The following is a 17,825-nucleotide window of genomic DNA, read 5'->3' as shown; positions in this document are numbered from 1 at the left end:
CCCGAATCGCACCGCCCCGAAGCCCGCCCTGAGACCACAACCCGGCTTTCCTGGCGGGACCCCCGCGTCCTGCCCCTGCTGGCCGTGGGCCTCAGCATCAGCCTGGCCTCCGTGGCCATGGAGCAGACGGTGGCCTTCCTGTTCCAGGACCGGCTGGGGCTCAGCCCGGCCCAGACCGCCCAGGCGGTGGGCCTGGCCCTGGTGGTGTTCGGGGTGGTGGGGGTGCTGGTCCAGGGGGTCTGGGTGCGAACGGTCAGGTGGTCCCCTCGAGCCCTGATCCTGCTGGGACTGCCCCTTTCGCTGCTGGGCTACATGGGCTTGGTATTCGCACAAAGCTTCGCTGGGCTTACCGCCGCACTGGTGCTGCTGGGCCTGGGTACCATGGCCAGCCCAGGGCTGAGCGCGGCCCAGTCGCTGGCCGTCTCCGACCAGGAACAAGGAGCCATAGCTGGCCTTTCCAGCGCGGCCCAAGCCCTGGGCAGGATGCTGGGTCCCACCCTGGGCACCGGCCTCTACGGGCTCTCCCCCGCTTACCCTTACGTTTTCTCCGCCCTCCTGATTGCCATAGCGATGCTCTTCTTTCTGAGCCGGCCTAAGCTGGCTCGTTAGACACCTCAAACCAACGCAGCCAGCGAGCCCTAGCAGCGAACTCGGCCTGGTGGGGAAAGGTCTGGGCCTGATGGTAGGTCTCAAGAGCCTCCTGGGTCTCCCCGGCCCTGGCCCAGGCCAGGGCGATTGCCCTGAGACAGCCCCACTGCCCCTCCTCGTCCCCCAAAAAGCGGTACACGGCCAAAGCGCGGGAGAACAGGGGTATGGCCTGCTGACTATCGCCCTCGTACAGGTGGGCTATCCCCCATATAAACAGGCTTTCCGCCCAAGCGCGGTTGTCACTCCGGCAGCGGGCCAGGTGTTCCGCCTGGCAAGCCAGCCTACTGGCCTTGGGGGGGTACTCCTCCAGAGCGCACCAGGCCTCCTCCAGAAGTTGTCTCAGGCGTTCACGCGTCGTCGCATCCACGGCACCCATAGCCACACGCCAGGCTAGCAGCCCTTTCGCAATTGCCCGGGCCATTCATCACCCACCGGCTTCACGTAACGCTCACCCCAACCTCATGGGGCATTCTGCGATAGGCTAGGAGCATGCTGGAGTCCCTCAGAAGCCTTCTGCCGGGGAAGGTAAGTACGGCGCCGGCTGACCTGGAAGCCCACGGCAAAGATGAGGGCTACCCCCTCAAGCAACCCCCACTGGCGGTGGTCTATGCAGAAAAGCTCTCCGATGTCCAAGCCGCACTGGCCTGGGCGCGGGAGAATCGGGTTCCGGTCATTCCCTTTGGCGCCGGGACCAGCCTCGAGGGGCAGCTCATACCCCAAGGACAGGCCCTCTCCCTCGACCTATCCCGAATGAACCGCATTCTGCAAATAGCGCCCGAGGACTTCCTGGCGGTGGTGGAACCCGGCCTCACACGAAAGGCTCTCAACGAGGCGCTCAAGGGCACCGGCCTCTTCTTCCCGGTCGACCCCGGGGCCGACGCCAGCCTAGGGGGGATGGCTGCCACCAACGCCTCCGGAACCACCACCGTGCGGTACGGGGGTATGCGGCCTAACGTGCTGGCCCTGCAGGTGGTGCTGGTCAACGGAGAGGTGCTGGAGCTTGGGCGAGGGGTGCGCAAGACCAGCGCGGGCTACGACCTGAAGGACCTGTTCATCGGCTCCGAGGGTACCTTGGGCGTCATCACCCGTCTGACGCTGCGGCTTCACCCCCTGCCCGAGCACGTTCACACCCTCCGGGTTTTCTTCGGGGAACTAGAGGCCGCTGCCCAGGCTGCCTACAGCGTGATGGCCAGTGGCCTGCCGGTAGCGCGGCTCGAGCTGGTGGACGCAAGGGGTATTGCAGCCATCAACCGCTACTTGGAGCGGAACTACCCGGAAAAACCCGCTCTTTTCGTGGAGTTCCACTCCTCCACCCGCGAGGCCCTGCAGGCCGAATCTGAGCTGGCCCTTGGGCTCATGCAAGCGGCTGGAGCCCTAAGCGTGAGCACAGCCTACACCCAAGAAGAACGCACCGCCCAGTGGGAGGCCCGGCACCAGGCCTACTGGGCCTTGGTCAATCTCTACCCCGGCAAGGCCTACCTCTCCACCGACAGCGCTGTCCCCCTCTCCAAGATGCCTGCGCTGGTAGCCTACGCCAGCCGCCTGTTGGCGGAAATGGACCTGCCGGGAAGTATCCTGGGGCATGTGGGGGACGGCAACTTCCATAGCCTTGTGGTTTTTGAGCCAGGCGAGGCAAAAGCCGAGGCCTTCTCCGAGCAGCTGGTGGAGCACACCCTGGCCCTGGGGGGCACCTGTACCGGAGAACACGGAGTGGGGCTGCGCAAGAAGAAATTCCTCCCCAAGGAACACGGCCCTGCCCTCCTATGGATGCGGCAGATTAAGCGGCTTTTCGACCCGGAGGGCCTGCTCAATCCAGGCAAGATTTTCGACTGAAAAAGCCCCGCACCTCGAGCCGGCCAAAAGCTCAGCAAGGCTTTTCAATCCGGCAGTCCACGCTCTCGGATGGGGAGGATCAGGCCGAGACACCTAGTTCCTGAGGCCAAGACCGGAGGCGCAGTGATAGCTGAGCAGCTTAAACTGGTTCTGAAAACCGTCCGAACGCCGCGACATCCAGATACCCACGTCGTTGTGGCGGGACACCACCTGCCTGAGCTCTCCGCCTGCCCGGCCAAAGGCATCGGTGTAGAACACCTCTGGGCCGCCCAGGTTGTACCAGTAGACCGGGCCGTGGTAGGCCTCACGGTTGCAACCACGCAACCCCTGAAACCCCTCAAAGACCTCCTCGGTGTAGTGCAGCTCGTTCACATTGGAGGGATTCATGGTGGTGATGGGGTCAAAAGCAGCGGTGGAGACCACCACCTCTACCTTCCCGGCCAAGCGGAGCTTAAAGGTCCAGATCTCGTAGAGCGACCCGGGACTCTTGCCGTGGCAACCACTTCCCGGAAGGGTCATCACCACACGACCGATGTCGTTGCTGGGGTCTGCATCGTTCAAGGTGGGGTCCCGCGCGCAGATGGAGCCCACCAGTCCTGTGTCGGCCATACCCTGCACGCTCACCCGGTGCCCACTGGGGGCCACCAGGTCAAAGACCAAGGAGTGGTGGCGTACGCTGTAGCGGCGCACCCCACCGGTGCCCATGTGGGCCACGATGCGGGTACTGGTTAGGGCCACCCGACCCTCGTCGTTTTGGACGCCCTGGTTGGCCACAAACACCTTAAAGCCCTCATGGGCCTCGGGCATTCCCGCTACCTTACCCACATAGCCGAAGGGCGGCAGCTCGGGGTTGGCCAGGCTGGTCCGGGGGTCGTCCCCGTGATCGTGGTCAAAATAGCACCCGTACTCGGGGTCTACCTGAGGGTGCCAGGTCGGGTAAAGCTCCCCATCCGGGCCGCGCACGGTATGGCGGTTGTGCACCCATTCTGGGCAGAGCTGCCCTGCCCTAGGCATGGGGGGCTGAAGCGGCGCTTGGCAGGCATGAAGAAGCCCTAGGGCGGCCAGGAGAAAAAATCCCCCTCGCATCGGAATCCCCTCTAGCCCAGGGTACTTCGTTTTACCAAACTAGGGTTAATCGCTTCTTCAGAAAAAATTTAGTTAGCGCGGGGTGGCCCGGGCCTCAACCCAAACCTCCACAGGGTCATTTACCCGCAGGAAGAGCAGGCTGGGCGGGGTAAGCCGCCATTCCGAAAAGCTGGTGTTGAACCCCCCCGAGAACCGATAGACACTCCCCTCCTGTAAAAGCCTCCCCCGCACCCGCACCCCCCGTCGAACCCCGCTGATTTCCAGGATGCCGCTGAGCACCGCCTCCTCTCCCAAAAGCACAATCCGCTCCACCTCGAGGCAGCTTTGGGGGTAACGGTTCACATCAAAAACCCCTCGAGCATCGGCATCGCGCAAGGGATTGCCGGAATCAAAGCGGGCCAGATCGACGCAAACCCGGCCCGAGGCCGCACCGGTCTGCCTGTCCCAACGCACCACACCCTGAAGGCTGGTGTTGGTACCCTCCCAGCGGCCCAAGGTATAGCTTGCGGCATAGGTAACCCGCCCCTCCACAGCGTAGGCCGGGGCTTGCGCCAGCGCCAACCCCTCCAGGAGGCCCAGCAGCCAGGCCAGGTACCCCAACCTTACCCCCCTCATGCACACTTCCTTTTCTACACTAGGGCCAGGGGCCCCAGCCTTACCGTAGGACAGAACCCCATTGGCCCTGCGATAATGGGAGCATGCCAACCCTCTACCACATCGGCTTCGGGCTCGAGGACCTGGGCGACCCCCGGCCGAGCCTGGCCCTGCTGAGCGGCGACCCACAGCGGGCCCACCAGATTGCGCACACCCGGCTGCAAAAAGCGCGCACCCTATCCGAAAACCGGGGCCTCAACAGCTACCTGGGGCTCCTTCCCAGCGGCAAGCCCATCCTCTCCGCCACCAGTGGCATGGGCGCCCCCAGCCTGAGCATCGTGGTCAATGAGCTGGTCCAGCTAGGCATCCGAACCATCATCCGGGTAGGCACCAGCGGCTCCATCCAGGAGAACGTGCCCCCAGGCAGCGTGGTGATTTCCAAGGCCGCCCTGTGCCGCCAGGGGGCTGCCAACGACATAGCCCCCCCAGAATACCCCGCCAGCGCCGATCCCTTCCTGACGGTGGCGCTGGTGGAGGAGGCCCAGCGGCTCGGCATTCCCTACGCGCTGGGGATCACCGCCTCGGTGGATACTTTCTACGAAGGCCAGGAGCGGGTGGGCTCGGCCAACCCCTACCTTTTGCGCAACCTCCAGGGCATCACAGAGGAATACCGTCGCCTGCGCGTCCTCAACTACGAGATGGAGGCGGGAACCCTTTTCAAGATGGGGAATGTCTACGGCTTCGCAGCGGCCTGCGTGACCGGCGTCATCGCGCAGCGCACCCGGGCAGAAGAACCCCTCCTAGACGCAAAAGGGCTGGCCGTGGAGCGGGCCATCGACCTAGCCATAGCGGTGGCCGAGCGCTTTGCCTGAGTCTGGGCTTTATGTAACGGGAGGGATTTCTAATCTAGGTTTCATCTGCACCCCCGCCATCTCCCCCTGGGGCGTGCCCAAGGCAAACCCAGGGGGAGGTTTAGATGTGGGCTTCATTAGGGAAGATTAAGACAACTTGACGTAACCCACACTTCCGCGTTACTTATTGCACCTGATGCCGCTGCGCCGACACCCCGTACGCTACACCCTCTGGCTGGCCCGCACCGGCGCGGCGCCCAGGAGCTTCTCCCTGCCAGCTTGGGTTCCCCTGGTGGTGTTGGGTGTGCTGCTGGGCTGGAGTGGCCTGAATCTTTGGCTCTGGCAGCGCACCGCCGAGATGCGCAACCTACAGATCCAGCTCGTCAGCCTCTCCGAACAGGCGCGCAAACTCAACAACCAGCTCGCCGCAGAGCGTACCCGTAACAACGCCCTGAGCCAGGACGCCAAGCGCATCCTGAGGCAGCTGGAGGTGCTCGAGCAGGAGATCAACACCCTGCGTGAGCGGGCAGGCATGCCCAAGATCAAACTGACCCCTACCCGCAACCAGGGAGGAGGACAAGGGGGTGCTGGGGTACCGGCAGGCCTAGAGGAGGTCCTGAAATACGCGGCCCAGCAAGCCGAAAACCTGGGCGAACAGCTCAGCGAGGTCTCCCCCGCCCTCCACGAAACCCTGCGTCGCGAGGCGGCCACCCCCTACGGCTACCCTCTTCGGGGGTACACCCGCATCACCTCCTACTTCGGCTACCGGCGCAACCCCTTCGGCTGGGGCTTTGAGTTCCACAACGGCGTGGATTTCTCGGCCCCCTACGGCAGCCTGGTGCAGGCTACCGGCGCTGGGGTGGTGGTGGAAGCAGGCTGGAAGGGACCCTTTGGCCTGGCGGTGGTGGTGGACCACGGCTACGGCTACCGCACCCTTTACGGGCACCTCTCCAACATCCTGGTACAGCCCGGAAACCGGGTGGAGCGGGGCACTGCGCTAGGGCGGGTGGGCTCCACCGGGCGCTCTACCGGGCCGCACCTGCACTACACGATCTACCGCTACGGGAGCGAGGTAAACCCCAGCCGGTACCTGGACTAGACCTCCTGACCCGATCCTCTCCCGGCTCCTCACGGAGCATCCGACCGACCCATTTGGGGTATGATGCGGGCAAACTATGGCAGTGTTAGGTGGACGCAGACCCAATCCGGCCGTACTTACCTATCTGAGCGAGGGGAGCGAGATCGAGGGCAACCTCAAGACCAGCGGTAGCGCTCGCATTGACGGACGGGTCAAAGGCTCGGTGATCGTGGAGGGCGACCTGGAAATCGGCAGCAATGCCCAAATTGAAGGGGAACAGGTGCGGGCTCAGAACATCATCGTACATGGCCAGGTAAACGCCCAGATCACCGCTAGTGGAAAGCTACATATGACCAAAACGGCCCGTGTGGAAGGGGATATCCGGGCCATGTCGCTGGATGTGGAGGCCGGGGCGGTCTTCGTGGGCCGTAGCCAGACCGGTGAACTACGGGCCCTGCCCCAGGGCACCAAACCGGGGAGCTAGGCGCGGTAAAATATCACGCGTACCCCTTTCTGCCAGGGATTATGTTAGGGCCATGGCCAAAGGGCTCCGCCCCTTCTGCTTAGCCCTCACCTTCCGGATGCCGCTTTGGACTGCAGCCTTGTCCCTTTTGCTGGCGGCCTTGGGGATAGCACTGCTCAGGGAAAAAGCCGCAGGCGAGCGGGCCCAGCTCCTGGCCCTGCAGGCCGAGGTTCGCCGGCTCTCCCTGGAGCTCGAGGCCGAACGGAGCCGGAGCCAGGTCTACAGCGCAGAGGTGGCCCAGCTCCAACAAAGCTTGGCAATCCTGGAAAGAGAACTCAACCGGCTGCGGACCAGGGCCGGGCTACCCGAAGTCTACCTGAAGCTCACCCGACTGACCCCGCCCCCCTCCGAAGCGCCCCGCGGTGCGGGAGAGCCCGCCAAGCTGGGAGAGCTGCTTCTGGACCTAAAAAACCAGGTGATCAGCCTTTCGCTGGAATTGGAGGCCACCGCCCAATCCCTTGACAACCCCTTGCCTCCCGACCCCTGGCCAAGGCAAGGCGCTGCCCACAAGAGGCCCACCACCCTAGACCGCACCCCCAGCGGCCTTCCTCTCCCCTTTGAGGCTCGCCTTACCTCCGGCTTCGGCTACCGCCCCAGCCCGTTTGGCAACCTGGCCTACGAGTTTCACAACGGGGTGGACCTCGCAGCCCCTGAGGGCACCCCGGTCTACGCCACCGCCGCAGGGACCGCAAGCGAGGTGGGATGGAACCCCCTCTTCGGTCTTATGGTGCTGCTGGACCACGGCAACGGCCTGCACACCCTCTACGGCCACCTCTCGGCCAGCTACGTAGGCCGGGGAGAGCAGGTCTCCCAGGGACAGCCCATTGGGGCGGTGGGCTCCACTGGGCGCTCCACCGGCCCCCACCTGCACTACAGCGTCTACCGCTACGGGGTGGCGGTAGACCCCCTACCCTACCTCACTTCCAGGCGCTGAGCCTCCTCGTAGAGGGAGGCAACGGGAGCACCGCTCTCTCGGCGGGCTGAGCTATGCAATGCTTGCACAAGGCTTGTATAAGCTACGGCGATTTTTTGTGAAGGCTTACTTATTTAAGCACCAAGGACGCAAGCCCAAAACACCGCCAGCTGCCCTTGGAGGAGGGAAGCCCAGATGATTGGGGCCAACACGCTCATCATCACCGGTCAGTATCTGCTGGTCTACAACGTGATGTCGCTGACCATAGCGGCGATGCTGGCCTCCAGCCTGTTCTTCCTTTTCGCCAGAGCGTATGTGGCTCCCCGCTACCACCTGGGGCTTTACCTCTCCACCCTAGTGGTGTGGATTGCTGCCTACCACTACTACCGCATCTTCCTGAGCTGGCAGGGTGCCTACGAGCCGGGTGAGGGCGCGCAGGCCGGGTTCTATCCGTCCACCAACGAGCCCTTCAACGACGAACAACCTTATCTCTCGGTGTTGATGTTCACGCTGGGTTAACCGGGTTAGATCTCCCCCAACAACGCTACACGCTGGTTCTGGGGCACCCTCTCCAACCGCGCTTCGGCAAGGCTACAGCTTCGGCCTGAGCACCCCGCAGAGGCGGCGGCGACCCGCGGGCTCCCCCCTGGCATCCCAGGGGGGTTTTTGTACCGCGTCCACACTGGGGGGGGTTTAGTCTGGAGGAAGGCTGGGGTATAAGATAGGGCGTTATGGCCTTAGAGCGGCTTTTTCGCCGTCGCCGGGCCCAGGGCGAGGCCAGGGACATCCCTGAGCTTTGGGCCAAATGCCCTAAATGCGACGCGCAGATCTACAAAAAAGACCTAGAGCACAACCTCTACGTTTGTCCCAAGTGCAGCCACCACCTGAGGATGCCCGCCAGCAAACGAATTGAAATGTTGGCCGACCCCGGGAGCTTCGAGGAAACCACCCGCCTCAGGCCCACTGACCCACTGGGCTTCGTGGACACGGAACCCTACCCCAAGCGGCTCGAGCGCTACCAGAGGGAGGCGGGGCGACCCGACGCTATTGTGGGTGGGCGCTGCACCATCGGGGGGGTGCCGAGCATCCTCCTGGTCATGGACTACGCTTTCGCAGGAGGTTCCATGGGGAGCGTGGTGGGGGAGGAGATTACCCGGGGCATCGAGCAGGCTGCGCAGGAGGAGCGAGCGGTGGTCATTGTGGCTGTCTCGGGGGGCGCCCGGATGCAGGAAGCAGCCCTTTCCCTGATGCAGATGGCCAAGACCACCCTGGCCCTGGATCGCCTCTGGGCCAGGAGGCTACCCTACGTCTCCATCCTCACCGACCCCACCACCGGCGGGGTAACGGCCAGCTTCGCTGCCCTCGCGGATGTAATCTTCGCTGAGCCGGGGGCGCTCATCGGCTTTGCTGGGCCCAGGGTCATCAAGCAGACCATCCGCCAGGAGCTTCCCGAGGGATTCCAGCGGGCCGAGTTCTTGCTCAAGCACGGCATGGTAGACCAGGTGGTAGACCGTCGTCGGCTGAAGGCCCAGGTAGCCCAAGTCCTGGGGCTCCTTCACCCCGCAAGGGTGCGGCTCTAACCCTTTCCTGGAGGTCTTCATGCCTTTAGAGTTCGAAAAACCCATTGAGGAATTGGAAAGCAAAATCGCTGAGCTCGAGGGTTTTGCCGCGAGCAGCGGAGTGGACCTCTCGGATGAGATAAGGGGACTCCGGGAGCGGCTAGCCCGGCTCAAAAGCGAAACCTTTGCCAACCTCTCTCGCTGGGAGCGGGTGCAGATTGCTCGAGCCCCCGGCCGACCCACCACCCTGGACGTCATTGCGCAGCTCATGACCGATTTTGTGGAGCTCTCAGGGGACCGCACTTTCGGTGAGGACGCTGCGGTGGTGGGCGGCCTCGCCCGCTTTGAGGGCTCCACTGTGGTGGTGGTGGGCCACCAGAAAGGCCGCGACACCAAGGAGAACATCCGGCGCAACTTTGCCATGCCCCATCCGGAGGGCTACCGCAAGGCTATGCGCCTTATGGATATGGCCGACCGCTTTGGGCGCCCCTTCATCGCTTTCATCGACACCCCGGGGGCCTACCCCGGCATCTCTGCTGAGGAACGCGGCCAGGCCTGGGTTATCGCCCAAAGCATCCAGCGCATGGCCCGGCTGCGGGTGCCGGCCGTGGCGGTGGTGCTGGGGGAGGGGGGCTCAGGGGGAGCGCTGGCCATTGGGGTGGGCAACCGGGTGCTGATCATGGAGAACGCCTGGTACTCGGTCATCTCCCCGGAGTCCTGTGCGGCCATCCTGTGGCGCGACGCTCGGGAAGCGGCCAAGGCTGCCGAGGCGCTCAAGCTCACCGCCCCCGACCTGCTTGCCCTGGGCGTCGTGGACCGGGTTATCCCTGAGCCCGACGGCGGGGCCCACCGCAACCCCCAGGCCGCCCTGGCCAACCTCAAGCAAGCCCTGTCGGAGACCCTGGCGGAGCTAGGGGCGCTTAGCCCCGAGGCCCTGCTGGAGGACCGCTACCGCCGCTTCAGGGGGTTGGGGCAGTTTTTGGAAGGTTAGCCAGGAGGCTCAGGGGCTCCGTAGCTAGAACCCGCAGGGCCTTGCGCCTTCGGCTTTTCAACTCCTTGAGCTCGAGCCGCTCCAGCCTGAGCCGGTTCAGGGCGTAGTCCAGGTAGACCGCCTGAGCCTCCGGAGCAACCCCTCCCAGCACCTTGCGCCGGACCAAAAAGCGCTCCGGCTCCAGGGCCTTGAGGAGCTCCGGGTCACCCACGCCGAGGTGGCTCTGTAGATCGTCCAGGCCCAGATCGGCCACGGTGCGGCCCTGGCTGCTCAGCGCCCGCAGCATCCCCTGCACCCGGGGGTAGGCCTCGGCCAAGGGGAGGTACCTGTGGGAGACCAGAACATCCACCAGCTCCGAGGCCAGCACGCTCCGGTCGCGCAAACCCTGGGCCAGCACCTCCGGGACGAACCGACTTTCCTGCAGGGCCACCCGCAGCAGGGCCACCGCCCCCTCAGCAGCGTAGAAGAGGCCTTGCAGTGGCTCGAGCACACCGGGCCCGTGGTCGTTCACATCGCCAAAGGGGGTGCTGTAGTTGAGGTGCCCTAGAACCACAGGTCCCCCCATCAGCTCAGCCAGAAAGGCCCGAACGTGCTCCAGGACCACCGGGTTGACCTTCTGGGGCATGATGGAAGACCCCTGGCTGATCCTCTCCGCAACCACGAACCCCCCCTGTTCGGCCCAGAACAGAAGGTCGGCCACCAGCCGGGAGAGGCTGGCAGCCAGCCCCGCCAGGGCGTGAGCGATTTCCAGGGCCCAGTCCCCCGCCGCGATGGCATCGTAGGTGTGTTCCAGAGTTCCGCCAAAACCCAGCCACTGGGACAGGGCCTTGCGGTCCACCGGGTAAGGGCTCCCGGCTAGGGTAGAGGCACCCAGAGGGCACTTATCGGTGGTCATGAAGGCCGCCCGAAGCCGCTGGTAGTCGCGCGAGAGCAGGTTCTCCACCCCGGTGAGGTAGTGCCCCAGGGTGGTGGGCTGGGCCGGGCGGTGGTGGGTGTAGGCGGTAAGAAGGGTCTGGCGGTGGGCCTGGCCTAGGTGCAGCAGCTCGCGCCTCAGGTCCGAAAGGGCGGTGAGGACCCGGAGTGTCCGTTCAGCGGCGTAGGCCCGGAAGACCGTGAGGTCGAGGTCGTTGCGGGAAAGCCCCCGCCGAAGGGCCCCCGCTACCTCAGGGCCGAACCGCTCCCGCAGGTTGTGGTCGATGGTGAAGAAAATGTCCTCGAGCTGGCCGCTGAAGCCGGGCACCGGCTCCTTGCGCAGCACCGAGAGGGCCCAGGCTGCCTCCTTGGCTTCGGCAACCCCGAGCCTGGCCAGGCCCAGCGCATAGGCGGTGAGGGCGTCAAAAAAGTGGTCGCTCAGGTGCTCGCGAGCAAAGCGAAAGTGTCGCCCCAAAACCCAGCGGCGGTAAAGGTTGTGCCAGCGCATAAGCTCCCCTCAGGTTACATCTGCCAAGGCCTTAGAATGATTCAGGCGGCGATTAAGAAACCCACACCGCCCCCTAAAGCGGTGGAAAGCAGGTTGGTGAGGCCGTTGCCCCAGCGAAACCGGTCTTCCCCCAGCCCCAGCAGGGTATCGGCCACCGCCCCAGCCACCCCCCCCACCACCACCGCCAGCGGGGGGACCCCCAGCCACAGGGCCCAGGGCAGGTAGAGCAACGCACCCAGCAGCAGGGCCAGGCTGCCCTGAGCGCTCACCGCTGCGTTGGTACCTGCAGGCACCCAGCCCCTGAGGGGATGCCAGGCCTGCCGTGCCCGGCCGCCCACCTCGGTGGCCAGGGTATCGGCTGCCGCCGCGGCCAAGGCCGAGAGGAAGAAGGCCGGTGAACCCAAAAGCAACCCCAGGGCTGCCGGAAGCCCGTTGGCCAGAACTTGGCCTGCCGTGCGGCCCATCCTGTCCTGGCTTCTTGGGTTTATCCGGCTGGCCAGGCTTCCCAGCGCCACCAGGTAGAGCACCGCCAGGGCCGCCGGAAGCCCCCCCACCCCCAGGGGAATCCCCCCCACCAAGGCCGCCGCCCAAGCCGCCCCGGGCCGGAGCCAACCCGCCCGCTCGGCCAGAAGGCCCACCCCAAGGGCCACCCCCAAGGCCAGGATGAAGCCGCCCACCTAGAGCACCTGGGACCAGTTCACCGTCCGCACGCTGGGCACGTTGCGCAGCCGCTCATCCAAAAGCCTCTGCTCGGCCTCGCTCAGGTCTACCCGGGTGCTGATGCGGAAGAGGGAGGAAAGGGGGGAGGTGGGGCTCGAGGTCACCCCCATCGCGCTTTTCCCCAACGAAGCAATCGCGTCCATAATGTCCCGAAGGAGCCCGGCCCGGTCGTCGGCCAGCACCTCGAGCTGCATCACCCGACCCAGACCCTCCCAGCGGGCCGGCACCACCCGGGCCGCGTCCTGCTCCATCAAGCGGCGCATGTTGGGGCAACCCATCTTGTGGATGGTAACCCCCCGCCCCCGGGTGATGTAGCCCAGAATGGCGTCTCCCTTGGCTGGCTCGCAGCAGCTGGCCAGCTTAATGGGGGCTTGCAGATCGGGCTCCAAACGGATGCCAAGCCCATTGCTAAGGGGCCGGGGGCGCGGAGGCGGCGGCTCGGACCTGGGCAGCAGGAGACGGGCCACCTGCTGAGGGGCTACCCGACCCCCTGCGATGGCCGCATAGAGGTCCTCGGGGGCTGGGCTTTTGATGAGCTTTCGGGCCACCTCCTCGAGCTGGCTCTCCAAGGGCTTGGGCAACCCCCGCCGCTTGAAGTACTTCTCCAGCATCCGCATCCCCTTCTCCAGGGTTTCAGCCCGCTCAAAGGCCCGGAAGAACATCCGGATTTTCTGCTTGGCCGAGCGGGTCTTGGCGTACTCCATCCAGTCCTTGGAGGGGTGGGCGGTCTTGGCGGTGAGAATTTCTACGATCTCGCCGTTTTGCAGCTCGTAGCTAAGGGGCACGATACGGCCGTTGACCTTGGCCCCTACCATGTGGTGCCCCACCTCGGTGTGGATGTGGTAGGCGAAGTCCACAGGGGTGGAGCCCTTGGGCAAGTTGATGATCTTGCCCTTGGGGGTAAAGACGAAGACCCGCCCCCCCAGGAGCTCCTTCGTCACCGCCTCTACGAAGTCGCGCGAGCTGCTAAACTCCTGCTGCCAGTCCTGGATGTTTTTGAGCCAGCCCACCCGCCGCTTCAGCTCCTCGGGGTCGGTCAAACCCTCCTTGTACAGCCAGTGCGCGGCAATGCCGAACTCGGCCACCTGGTGCATCTCCCTGGTGCGGATCTGCACCTCCAGGGGGAGGCCGTTCACGGCTATGACGGTGGTGTGCAGCGACTGGTAACCGTTGGGCTTGGGTACGGCGATGTAGTCCTTGACCCGGCCAGGGATGGGCTGCCACAAGGCGTGCACCAACCCCAGCACGTGGTAGCAAACCTGCTTTTCACGCAGGGCGTTTTCCTCGGTGTTGGGGCCTTTTCTGGGTTCCAGGATGACCCGAAGGGCCAGGAGGTCATAAATCTGCTCCAACGCCTTGCCCTCCCGCTGCATCTTCTTCCAGATGGAGAAGAGGTGCTTGGTGCGGCCGGTGACCTCGAAGCGCTGAACCGACTGCCGAAGGATAAAGTCGCGCGACAGGGCCTGCTCCAGCTTCTCCCGAGCCGCCTGCACCGCCGCTTCCCGCTCTGCCCGGTGGCTCCTGAGCCGGGCCTCCAGGCTGGCGAAGGCCTCGGGCTCGAGGTAGCGGAAGGAAAGGTCCTCCAGCTCGAGCTTGACCTGCCCAATCCCCAGCCGGTGAGCCAAGGGCGCGTAGATTTCCAGAGTCTCGCGGGCGATGCGCTGCTGTTTTTCGGGGGGCATGTGCTCCAGGGTGCGCAGGTTGTGCAAGCGGTCAGCCAGCTTGACCACAATAATCCGCACGTCCTCGGCCATAGCGATGAACATCTGCCGGAGGTCTTCAGCGTGCTTCTCCTCAGCAGGCTTGTCCTCTTGAGCGGCGTGGGCCAGCTTGTAGAGCTTGGAAACCTTGGTCTCGCCCTCAACAATCCGCCGCACCGCTGGACCAAAGCGCTCCTCCAGCTCCTCCGGCCGCACCTCGGTATCCTCGATGGTGTCGTGCAGAAGACCGGCCATTATGGCCTCGGCGTCCAGCCTCAGCTCGGCAAGGATCTGCGCCACAGCCACCGGGTGGGTGATGTAGGGCTCCCCACTCCTGCGCTTCTGCCCTTGGTGGGCCAGGTAGGCAAACTGCAAAGCCTTCCGCACCCCGGTCTGCGCATCGGGCGAAAGGTAGTGAAGGTGGGAAGCTAGCCCCTCCCAAAGGGCCTCCACAGACAGGGGCTCAGCCGCGGACGTAGGGGTGGAGATTTCAGGGGTATGTGGGGTCATGGCAGGAAGCTCGGCCCGCCTTCCGTCGGGCCCCCAGGTTGGCCTCCTTCAGTCTACCATGGTCTCCTTGACCGCCCTATGACCAAGGTAAAATCGGCCCCATGAGCAACCCCAGGCCCCTTCTGGCCCTAGGCGACCTCACCTGGGACGTGCTGGCCAAGCCCGACACCCTGCTCCTGCCCGGGGGCGACACCACCGGGCGGGTTCTGCTAATGGGAGGGGGCAGCGCCGCTAACGTAGCGGTCTGGGCGGCGCGGGTGGGCTACCCCAGCACCTTTGTAGGGGCGGTGGGCCGCGACCGCTTCGGTGAGTTCGCCGTACAGGAGCTGGAGGCCGAGGGGGTAGCCCCCCACATCGTCTGGAAACCCCATACCCCTACCGGGGTGATCCTGGTGCTGATTGACGCGGCCGGCCAACGCTCCATGCTCACCTCTCAGGGGGCCGACTTTGAGCTGCGGCCAGAGGAACTGCCCGTAGAGGTCATCCAACAGGCCGAGCACCTGCACATAACGGCCTGGTCGCTCTTCACCAACCCGCCCCGTCAGGCAGCCCTGAGAGCGGTGGAGATGGCACGGGAGGCTGGGCTCAGCGTCTCCTTTGATCCAGCCTCGTTCCAGATGATCCGGGAGATTGGCCGGGAGGAGTTTCGCCGCATAACCCGGGGCCTTCAGCCGGACTTTGTCTTTCCCAACCTCGAGGAGGGGCAGGCCCTAACCGGGGCCCGTAGACCCGAGGAGGTTCTGGAATCCCTGCGCGGGCTCTATCCAGAGGCTATGCTCCTGCTCAAGCTGGCCGCCAGGGGGGCCCTTATCCTGGATGGGGAGCGGCTCATCCGGCTGGAAGCCACCCAAGACCAACCGGTGGACGCTACTGGCGCTGGAGACTCCTTCTGCGGGGCCTTCCTGGGCCACTACCTGCGCTCCCGCGACCCCCTGGCCGCAGGGCAGCTCGCGGTGCAAGTCGCAGGCTGGGTTATCGCCCGCTTCGGCGCCCGCCCCCCGGTAGACGCTGAGCTGAGGGGGCGGCTCGAGCACTACGGCTATCGGGTCCCAGCGTAAGGGCCTAGGGGAGAATGCGCAGGCCCAGGCGGGGCGGTTCGGTAGGGTAAAGGTCCTTCAGGGCCACCACCCCCACCCGGGTCCCCCCACGCCGGCCGCTGAGCTGAGCGGCCAAGTTGGCGAACTCCTCCAAGGGAATCCCCCCTTGGGCCAGCTTTTCGGGAATCCACCCGGCCCCACTCAGGCGGTTCTCAACCACCTGGCTCAGGACGTTGAACTTCCGCCGGAGCTCCCCTGAGCTGGCCGGGAGCAGCAAGATGGTGGAGGCCAGCACCTCGCCCTCGGCGAAGACCTGTTCCCGGGCCCGGTACTCAATTGCCACCAGCACCCGGCCCTCCGGGTCCACACCGCGCACCCTGGCGAGAAGCAGCCCCGGCCCTGGGTTGACCAGCTCAGGCACCTCCGCCACCTCCATACCTCGAAGCCCGAGCAGGCGTACGCGGTTCTCAGCCCGCCGGGCTACCTCGAGCAAGGCCGCCTGTTCCCTTCCCGGCAGCACCGGCTCCTCCGCCAGCAGGTTCATCCGCAAGGCCTTTTCCAGCCCGGCAGCGATAACCCGGTTACGCTCCTTTGCCTGCTGCGCATCCCGCTGGGCCTCCAGAAGCCTGGCCCGCAGGTCCGCATTCTCCCGCTGAAGGCTCTCGAGCTGGCGCCCCAGGCTCTCGTCCGGCGCTGGGGCTACCGGGACCCTTCCCAGCACCGCGATATCCCCCTCCAGGTTGCGCTTCTCCTGCTCCAGCTCGCGCAGCCGGGTCTCGAGCGCCTGGGTCCAGCGGCGAAGCTCCCCAAGCCGCTTCTGAGCCTCCTGTCGGGCCAGCTCAAACCGGCGAAGCTGCTGCTCAGCCCGCTGAGCCTGGGCCCTGAGCGTCTCCCGGTCTGACAGGAGACGGCTGTTCTCGGCCTGCAGGGAGGCCTTCTCCCTCTCCAAGCGCTCCCGCTCCCGCAGAAGGTTGGCTCGAGCCTGCTTCAGCTCTTCCAGAGCCACCCGCTGGGCCTGGCCCTCGGCCTGCAACCTCTCCAGCTCCTGGCGGAGCCTCTCGCGCTCCACAAGCACCTCTTCAAGGTCTTGGCGGGTCTGGCGCTGTAGCTCTACGTTCTGGCTAAGCTGCCGGGCCAGAAGGGTAAGGCTCCGCTCAAACTCGTCGCGCTCAGCCTTGAGCTGCTCGTACTGGGCAAAGATGGCGGCCGCCCGGCTTTCCAGCCGCCCCACCTCGGCGCGCAGCCGGTCGCGCTCCTGGCGCACAGCCTCCGCCTGAAGGATGGTCTCCCGGGCCTCCCGCACCACCAGGAAGAAAGCCCCGAAAGCGCCCAAGGCAATGAGCACCCCAGTGACCACCGCCACCAAAGTGGCCGTGGTGCGGGGCCGCAAGCCCAGGAAACGCCAGTGGCGCTTGCCGACTCGCTTGGCTACCAGGTCGCCCACATAGGCCACCAAGCCCGCCACCAACACCAGCAGAATCAGAATGGCCCAGAAGGTCATAGCGCTTCGCGGTCGCAAGACCAAGCCCCAAATGGGGCTTACAGCTCGTACTCGTCGCCCAGGTAGTGGGTGCGCACCCCCGAGTCGCGGGCAAAGGCCTCTGGGGTTCCGTGGAAGGCCATTCGGCCGTCGTACATGAGGTAGATGCGGTCGGCAATGGCCAGGGTCTCCCGCACGGCGTGGTCGGTGATGAAGATGCCTACCCCCCGCCGCTCACGCAACTCGGAGATGAGCTTCTGAATATCGCGAACATTCTTGGGGTCTACGCCGGTAAAAGGTTCATCCAAAAGGATGAAATCGGGGTTGGTGCAAAGCGCCCGGGCAATCTCCAACCGCCGCCGCTCCCCACCCGAGAGGGTGTAGGCGTATTTGTCCTTGAGGTGGGCAATGCCCAGTTCCTCCAGGAGGGCCATAGCCCGCTCGAGGCGCTCCTTCCTGGCCAGCGGCTGAAACTCCAGCACTGCAAGAAGGTTCTCCAAAGCGGTCATACGCCGAAAGGCCGAGGGTTCCTGAGGCAGGTACCCCAGGCCCAGCCGGGCCCGCTTGTACATGGGAAGACGGGTCACATCGCGCCCACCCAGGCGAATTTGGCCTGCGTTGGGCTCTATAAACCCCACCAGCATGTAAAAAGTAGTGGTTTTTCCGGCTCCATTGGGGCCAAAAAGGGCCACAATCTCACCCCGGGTAAGCTCCAAGCTTACCCCCCGCACCACCTCCCGCCGACCATAGCGTTTGATCAGGCCGCTGGCCTCCAGACGGGTAACGGAGGAGGGTCTGTTGGAGGCTGCTGGTACTACCGCTTCCATCCATCTTCAAGGTAGCATCTCCGCCTAAGCCGGCTGTGAGAGGTCTGACCCAAAA

The 17,825-nt window shown here is 65.0% G+C and carries 18 protein-coding genes; 10 read left to right on the top strand and 8 right to left on the bottom strand.

The genetic code is table 11. From position 1 onward, the window contains the following. On the top strand, positions 1-609 hold a 609-nt coding region (locus tag NZ849_RS05775), incomplete at its 5' end, for an MFS transporter (RefSeq protein ID WP_295405283.1). On the opposite strand, the gene NZ849_RS05770 is transcribed toward NZ849_RS05775, so the two are convergent. Further along, entirely contained in the window at positions 593-1,024 is a 432-nt protein-coding gene (locus NZ849_RS05770; RefSeq protein ID WP_295405287.1) for a hypothetical protein, read from the bottom strand. The genes NZ849_RS05775 and NZ849_RS05770 overlap by 17 nt on opposite strands. A gap of 113 nt (positions 1,025-1,137) precedes the next feature. Here NZ849_RS05770 and NZ849_RS05765 point away from each other — a divergent pair, with 113 nt between their 5' ends. After that, positions 1,138-2,481, top strand: a complete 1,344-nt coding sequence (locus NZ849_RS05765) for an FAD-binding oxidoreductase (protein ID WP_295405281.1) — start codon at positions 1,138-1,140, stop codon at positions 2,479-2,481. 93 nt (positions 2,482-2,574) lie between these two features. Here NZ849_RS05765 and NZ849_RS05760 read toward each other — a convergent pair whose 3' ends face one another. Both NZ849_RS05760 and NZ849_RS05755 read right to left on the bottom strand, forming a co-directional pair. After that, positions 2,575-3,567 (bottom strand): hypothetical protein, encoded by a 993-nt coding sequence (locus NZ849_RS05760; protein ID WP_295405279.1) that lies wholly within the window; start codon positions 3,565-3,567, stop codon positions 2,575-2,577. Between the two features lie 72 nt (positions 3,568-3,639). Beyond that, entirely contained in the window at positions 3,640-4,182 is a 543-nt protein-coding gene (locus NZ849_RS05755) for a YceI family protein (RefSeq protein WP_295405277.1), read from the bottom strand. A gap of 83 nt (positions 4,183-4,265) precedes the next feature. Here NZ849_RS05755 and NZ849_RS05750 point away from each other — a divergent pair, with 83 nt between their 5' ends. The 7 genes from NZ849_RS05750 (at position 4,266) to NZ849_RS05720 (ending at position 10,076) form a co-directional block, all read left to right on the top strand. Then, a complete protein-coding gene (locus NZ849_RS05750) occupies positions 4,266-5,033 on the top strand; it encodes a nucleoside phosphorylase (RefSeq protein ID WP_295405275.1) in 768 nt (255 codons plus the stop codon). Between the two features lie 175 nt (positions 5,034-5,208). Then, entirely contained in the window at positions 5,209-6,111 is a 903-nt protein-coding gene (locus NZ849_RS05745) for a M23 family metallopeptidase (protein WP_295405273.1), read from the top strand. Between the two features lie 76 nt (positions 6,112-6,187). Further along, positions 6,188-6,574, top strand: a complete 387-nt coding sequence (locus NZ849_RS05740; RefSeq protein WP_295405271.1) for a polymer-forming cytoskeletal protein — start codon at positions 6,188-6,190, stop codon at positions 6,572-6,574. A gap of 52 nt (positions 6,575-6,626) precedes the next feature. Further along, a complete protein-coding gene (locus NZ849_RS05735) occupies positions 6,627-7,547 on the top strand; it encodes a peptidoglycan DD-metalloendopeptidase family protein (RefSeq protein ID WP_295405269.1) in 921 nt (306 codons plus the stop codon). A 174-nt stretch (positions 7,548-7,721) separates the two neighbouring features. Beyond that, entirely contained in the window at positions 7,722-8,045 is a 324-nt protein-coding gene (locus NZ849_RS05730; RefSeq protein WP_295405268.1) for a hypothetical protein, read from the top strand. A gap of 212 nt (positions 8,046-8,257) precedes the next feature. Continuing rightward, entirely contained in the window at positions 8,258-9,106 is an 849-nt protein-coding gene (gene accD, locus NZ849_RS05725) for an acetyl-CoA carboxylase, carboxyltransferase subunit beta (protein WP_295405265.1), read from the top strand. A gap of 19 nt (positions 9,107-9,125) precedes the next feature. Beyond that, a complete protein-coding gene (locus NZ849_RS05720; RefSeq protein ID WP_295405263.1) occupies positions 9,126-10,076 on the top strand; it encodes an acetyl-CoA carboxylase carboxyltransferase subunit alpha in 951 nt (316 codons plus the stop codon). Here NZ849_RS05720 and NZ849_RS05715 read toward each other — a convergent pair. The 3 genes from NZ849_RS05715 to NZ849_RS05705 are packed head-to-tail and all read right to left on the bottom strand — an operon-like array spanning position 10,045 to position 14,426. Continuing rightward, positions 10,045-11,496 (bottom strand): lyase family protein, encoded by a 1,452-nt coding sequence (locus tag NZ849_RS05715; RefSeq protein WP_295405259.1) that lies wholly within the window; start codon positions 11,494-11,496, stop codon positions 10,045-10,047. The genes NZ849_RS05720 and NZ849_RS05715 overlap by 32 nt on opposite strands. Positions 11,497-11,537: 41 nt before the next feature. After that, positions 11,538-12,173 (bottom strand): DUF92 domain-containing protein, encoded by a 636-nt coding sequence (locus NZ849_RS05710; protein WP_295405257.1) that lies wholly within the window; start codon positions 12,171-12,173, stop codon positions 11,538-11,540. Next, positions 12,174-14,426 (bottom strand): bifunctional (p)ppGpp synthetase/guanosine-3',5'-bis(diphosphate) 3'-pyrophosphohydrolase, encoded by a 2,253-nt coding sequence (locus NZ849_RS05705; RefSeq protein ID WP_295405255.1) that lies wholly within the window; start codon positions 14,424-14,426, stop codon positions 12,174-12,176. A 101-nt stretch (positions 14,427-14,527) separates the two neighbouring features. Here NZ849_RS05705 and NZ849_RS05700 point away from each other — a divergent pair, with 101 nt between their 5' ends. Then, the gene (locus NZ849_RS05700; protein ID WP_295405252.1) at positions 14,528-15,484 is read left to right on the top strand and encodes a carbohydrate kinase family protein; all 957 of its coding nucleotides are present in this window, start codon (positions 14,528-14,530) and stop codon (positions 15,482-15,484) included. 4 nt (positions 15,485-15,488) lie between these two features. Here NZ849_RS05700 and NZ849_RS05695 read toward each other — a convergent pair whose 3' ends face one another. After that, positions 15,489-16,964 (bottom strand): DUF3084 domain-containing protein, encoded by a 1,476-nt coding sequence (locus tag NZ849_RS05695; protein WP_295405249.1) that lies wholly within the window; start codon positions 16,962-16,964, stop codon positions 15,489-15,491. 38 nt (positions 16,965-17,002) lie between these two features. Then, complete coding sequence (gene lptB, locus NZ849_RS05690; RefSeq protein ID WP_295405246.1) at positions 17,003-17,770, bottom strand: LPS export ABC transporter ATP-binding protein; 768 nt, start codon at positions 17,768-17,770, stop codon at positions 17,003-17,005. Positions 17,771-17,825: the final 55 nt, after the last annotated feature.

Origin of the sequence: Meiothermus sp. (assembly GCF_025060375.1) — a bacterium.
Taxonomy (GTDB): Bacteria; Deinococcota; Deinococci; order Deinococcales; family Thermaceae; genus Meiothermus.
The sequence above is the reverse complement of the archived record's forward strand: the minus strand, read 5'-3'. Positions and strand labels throughout refer to the sequence as shown.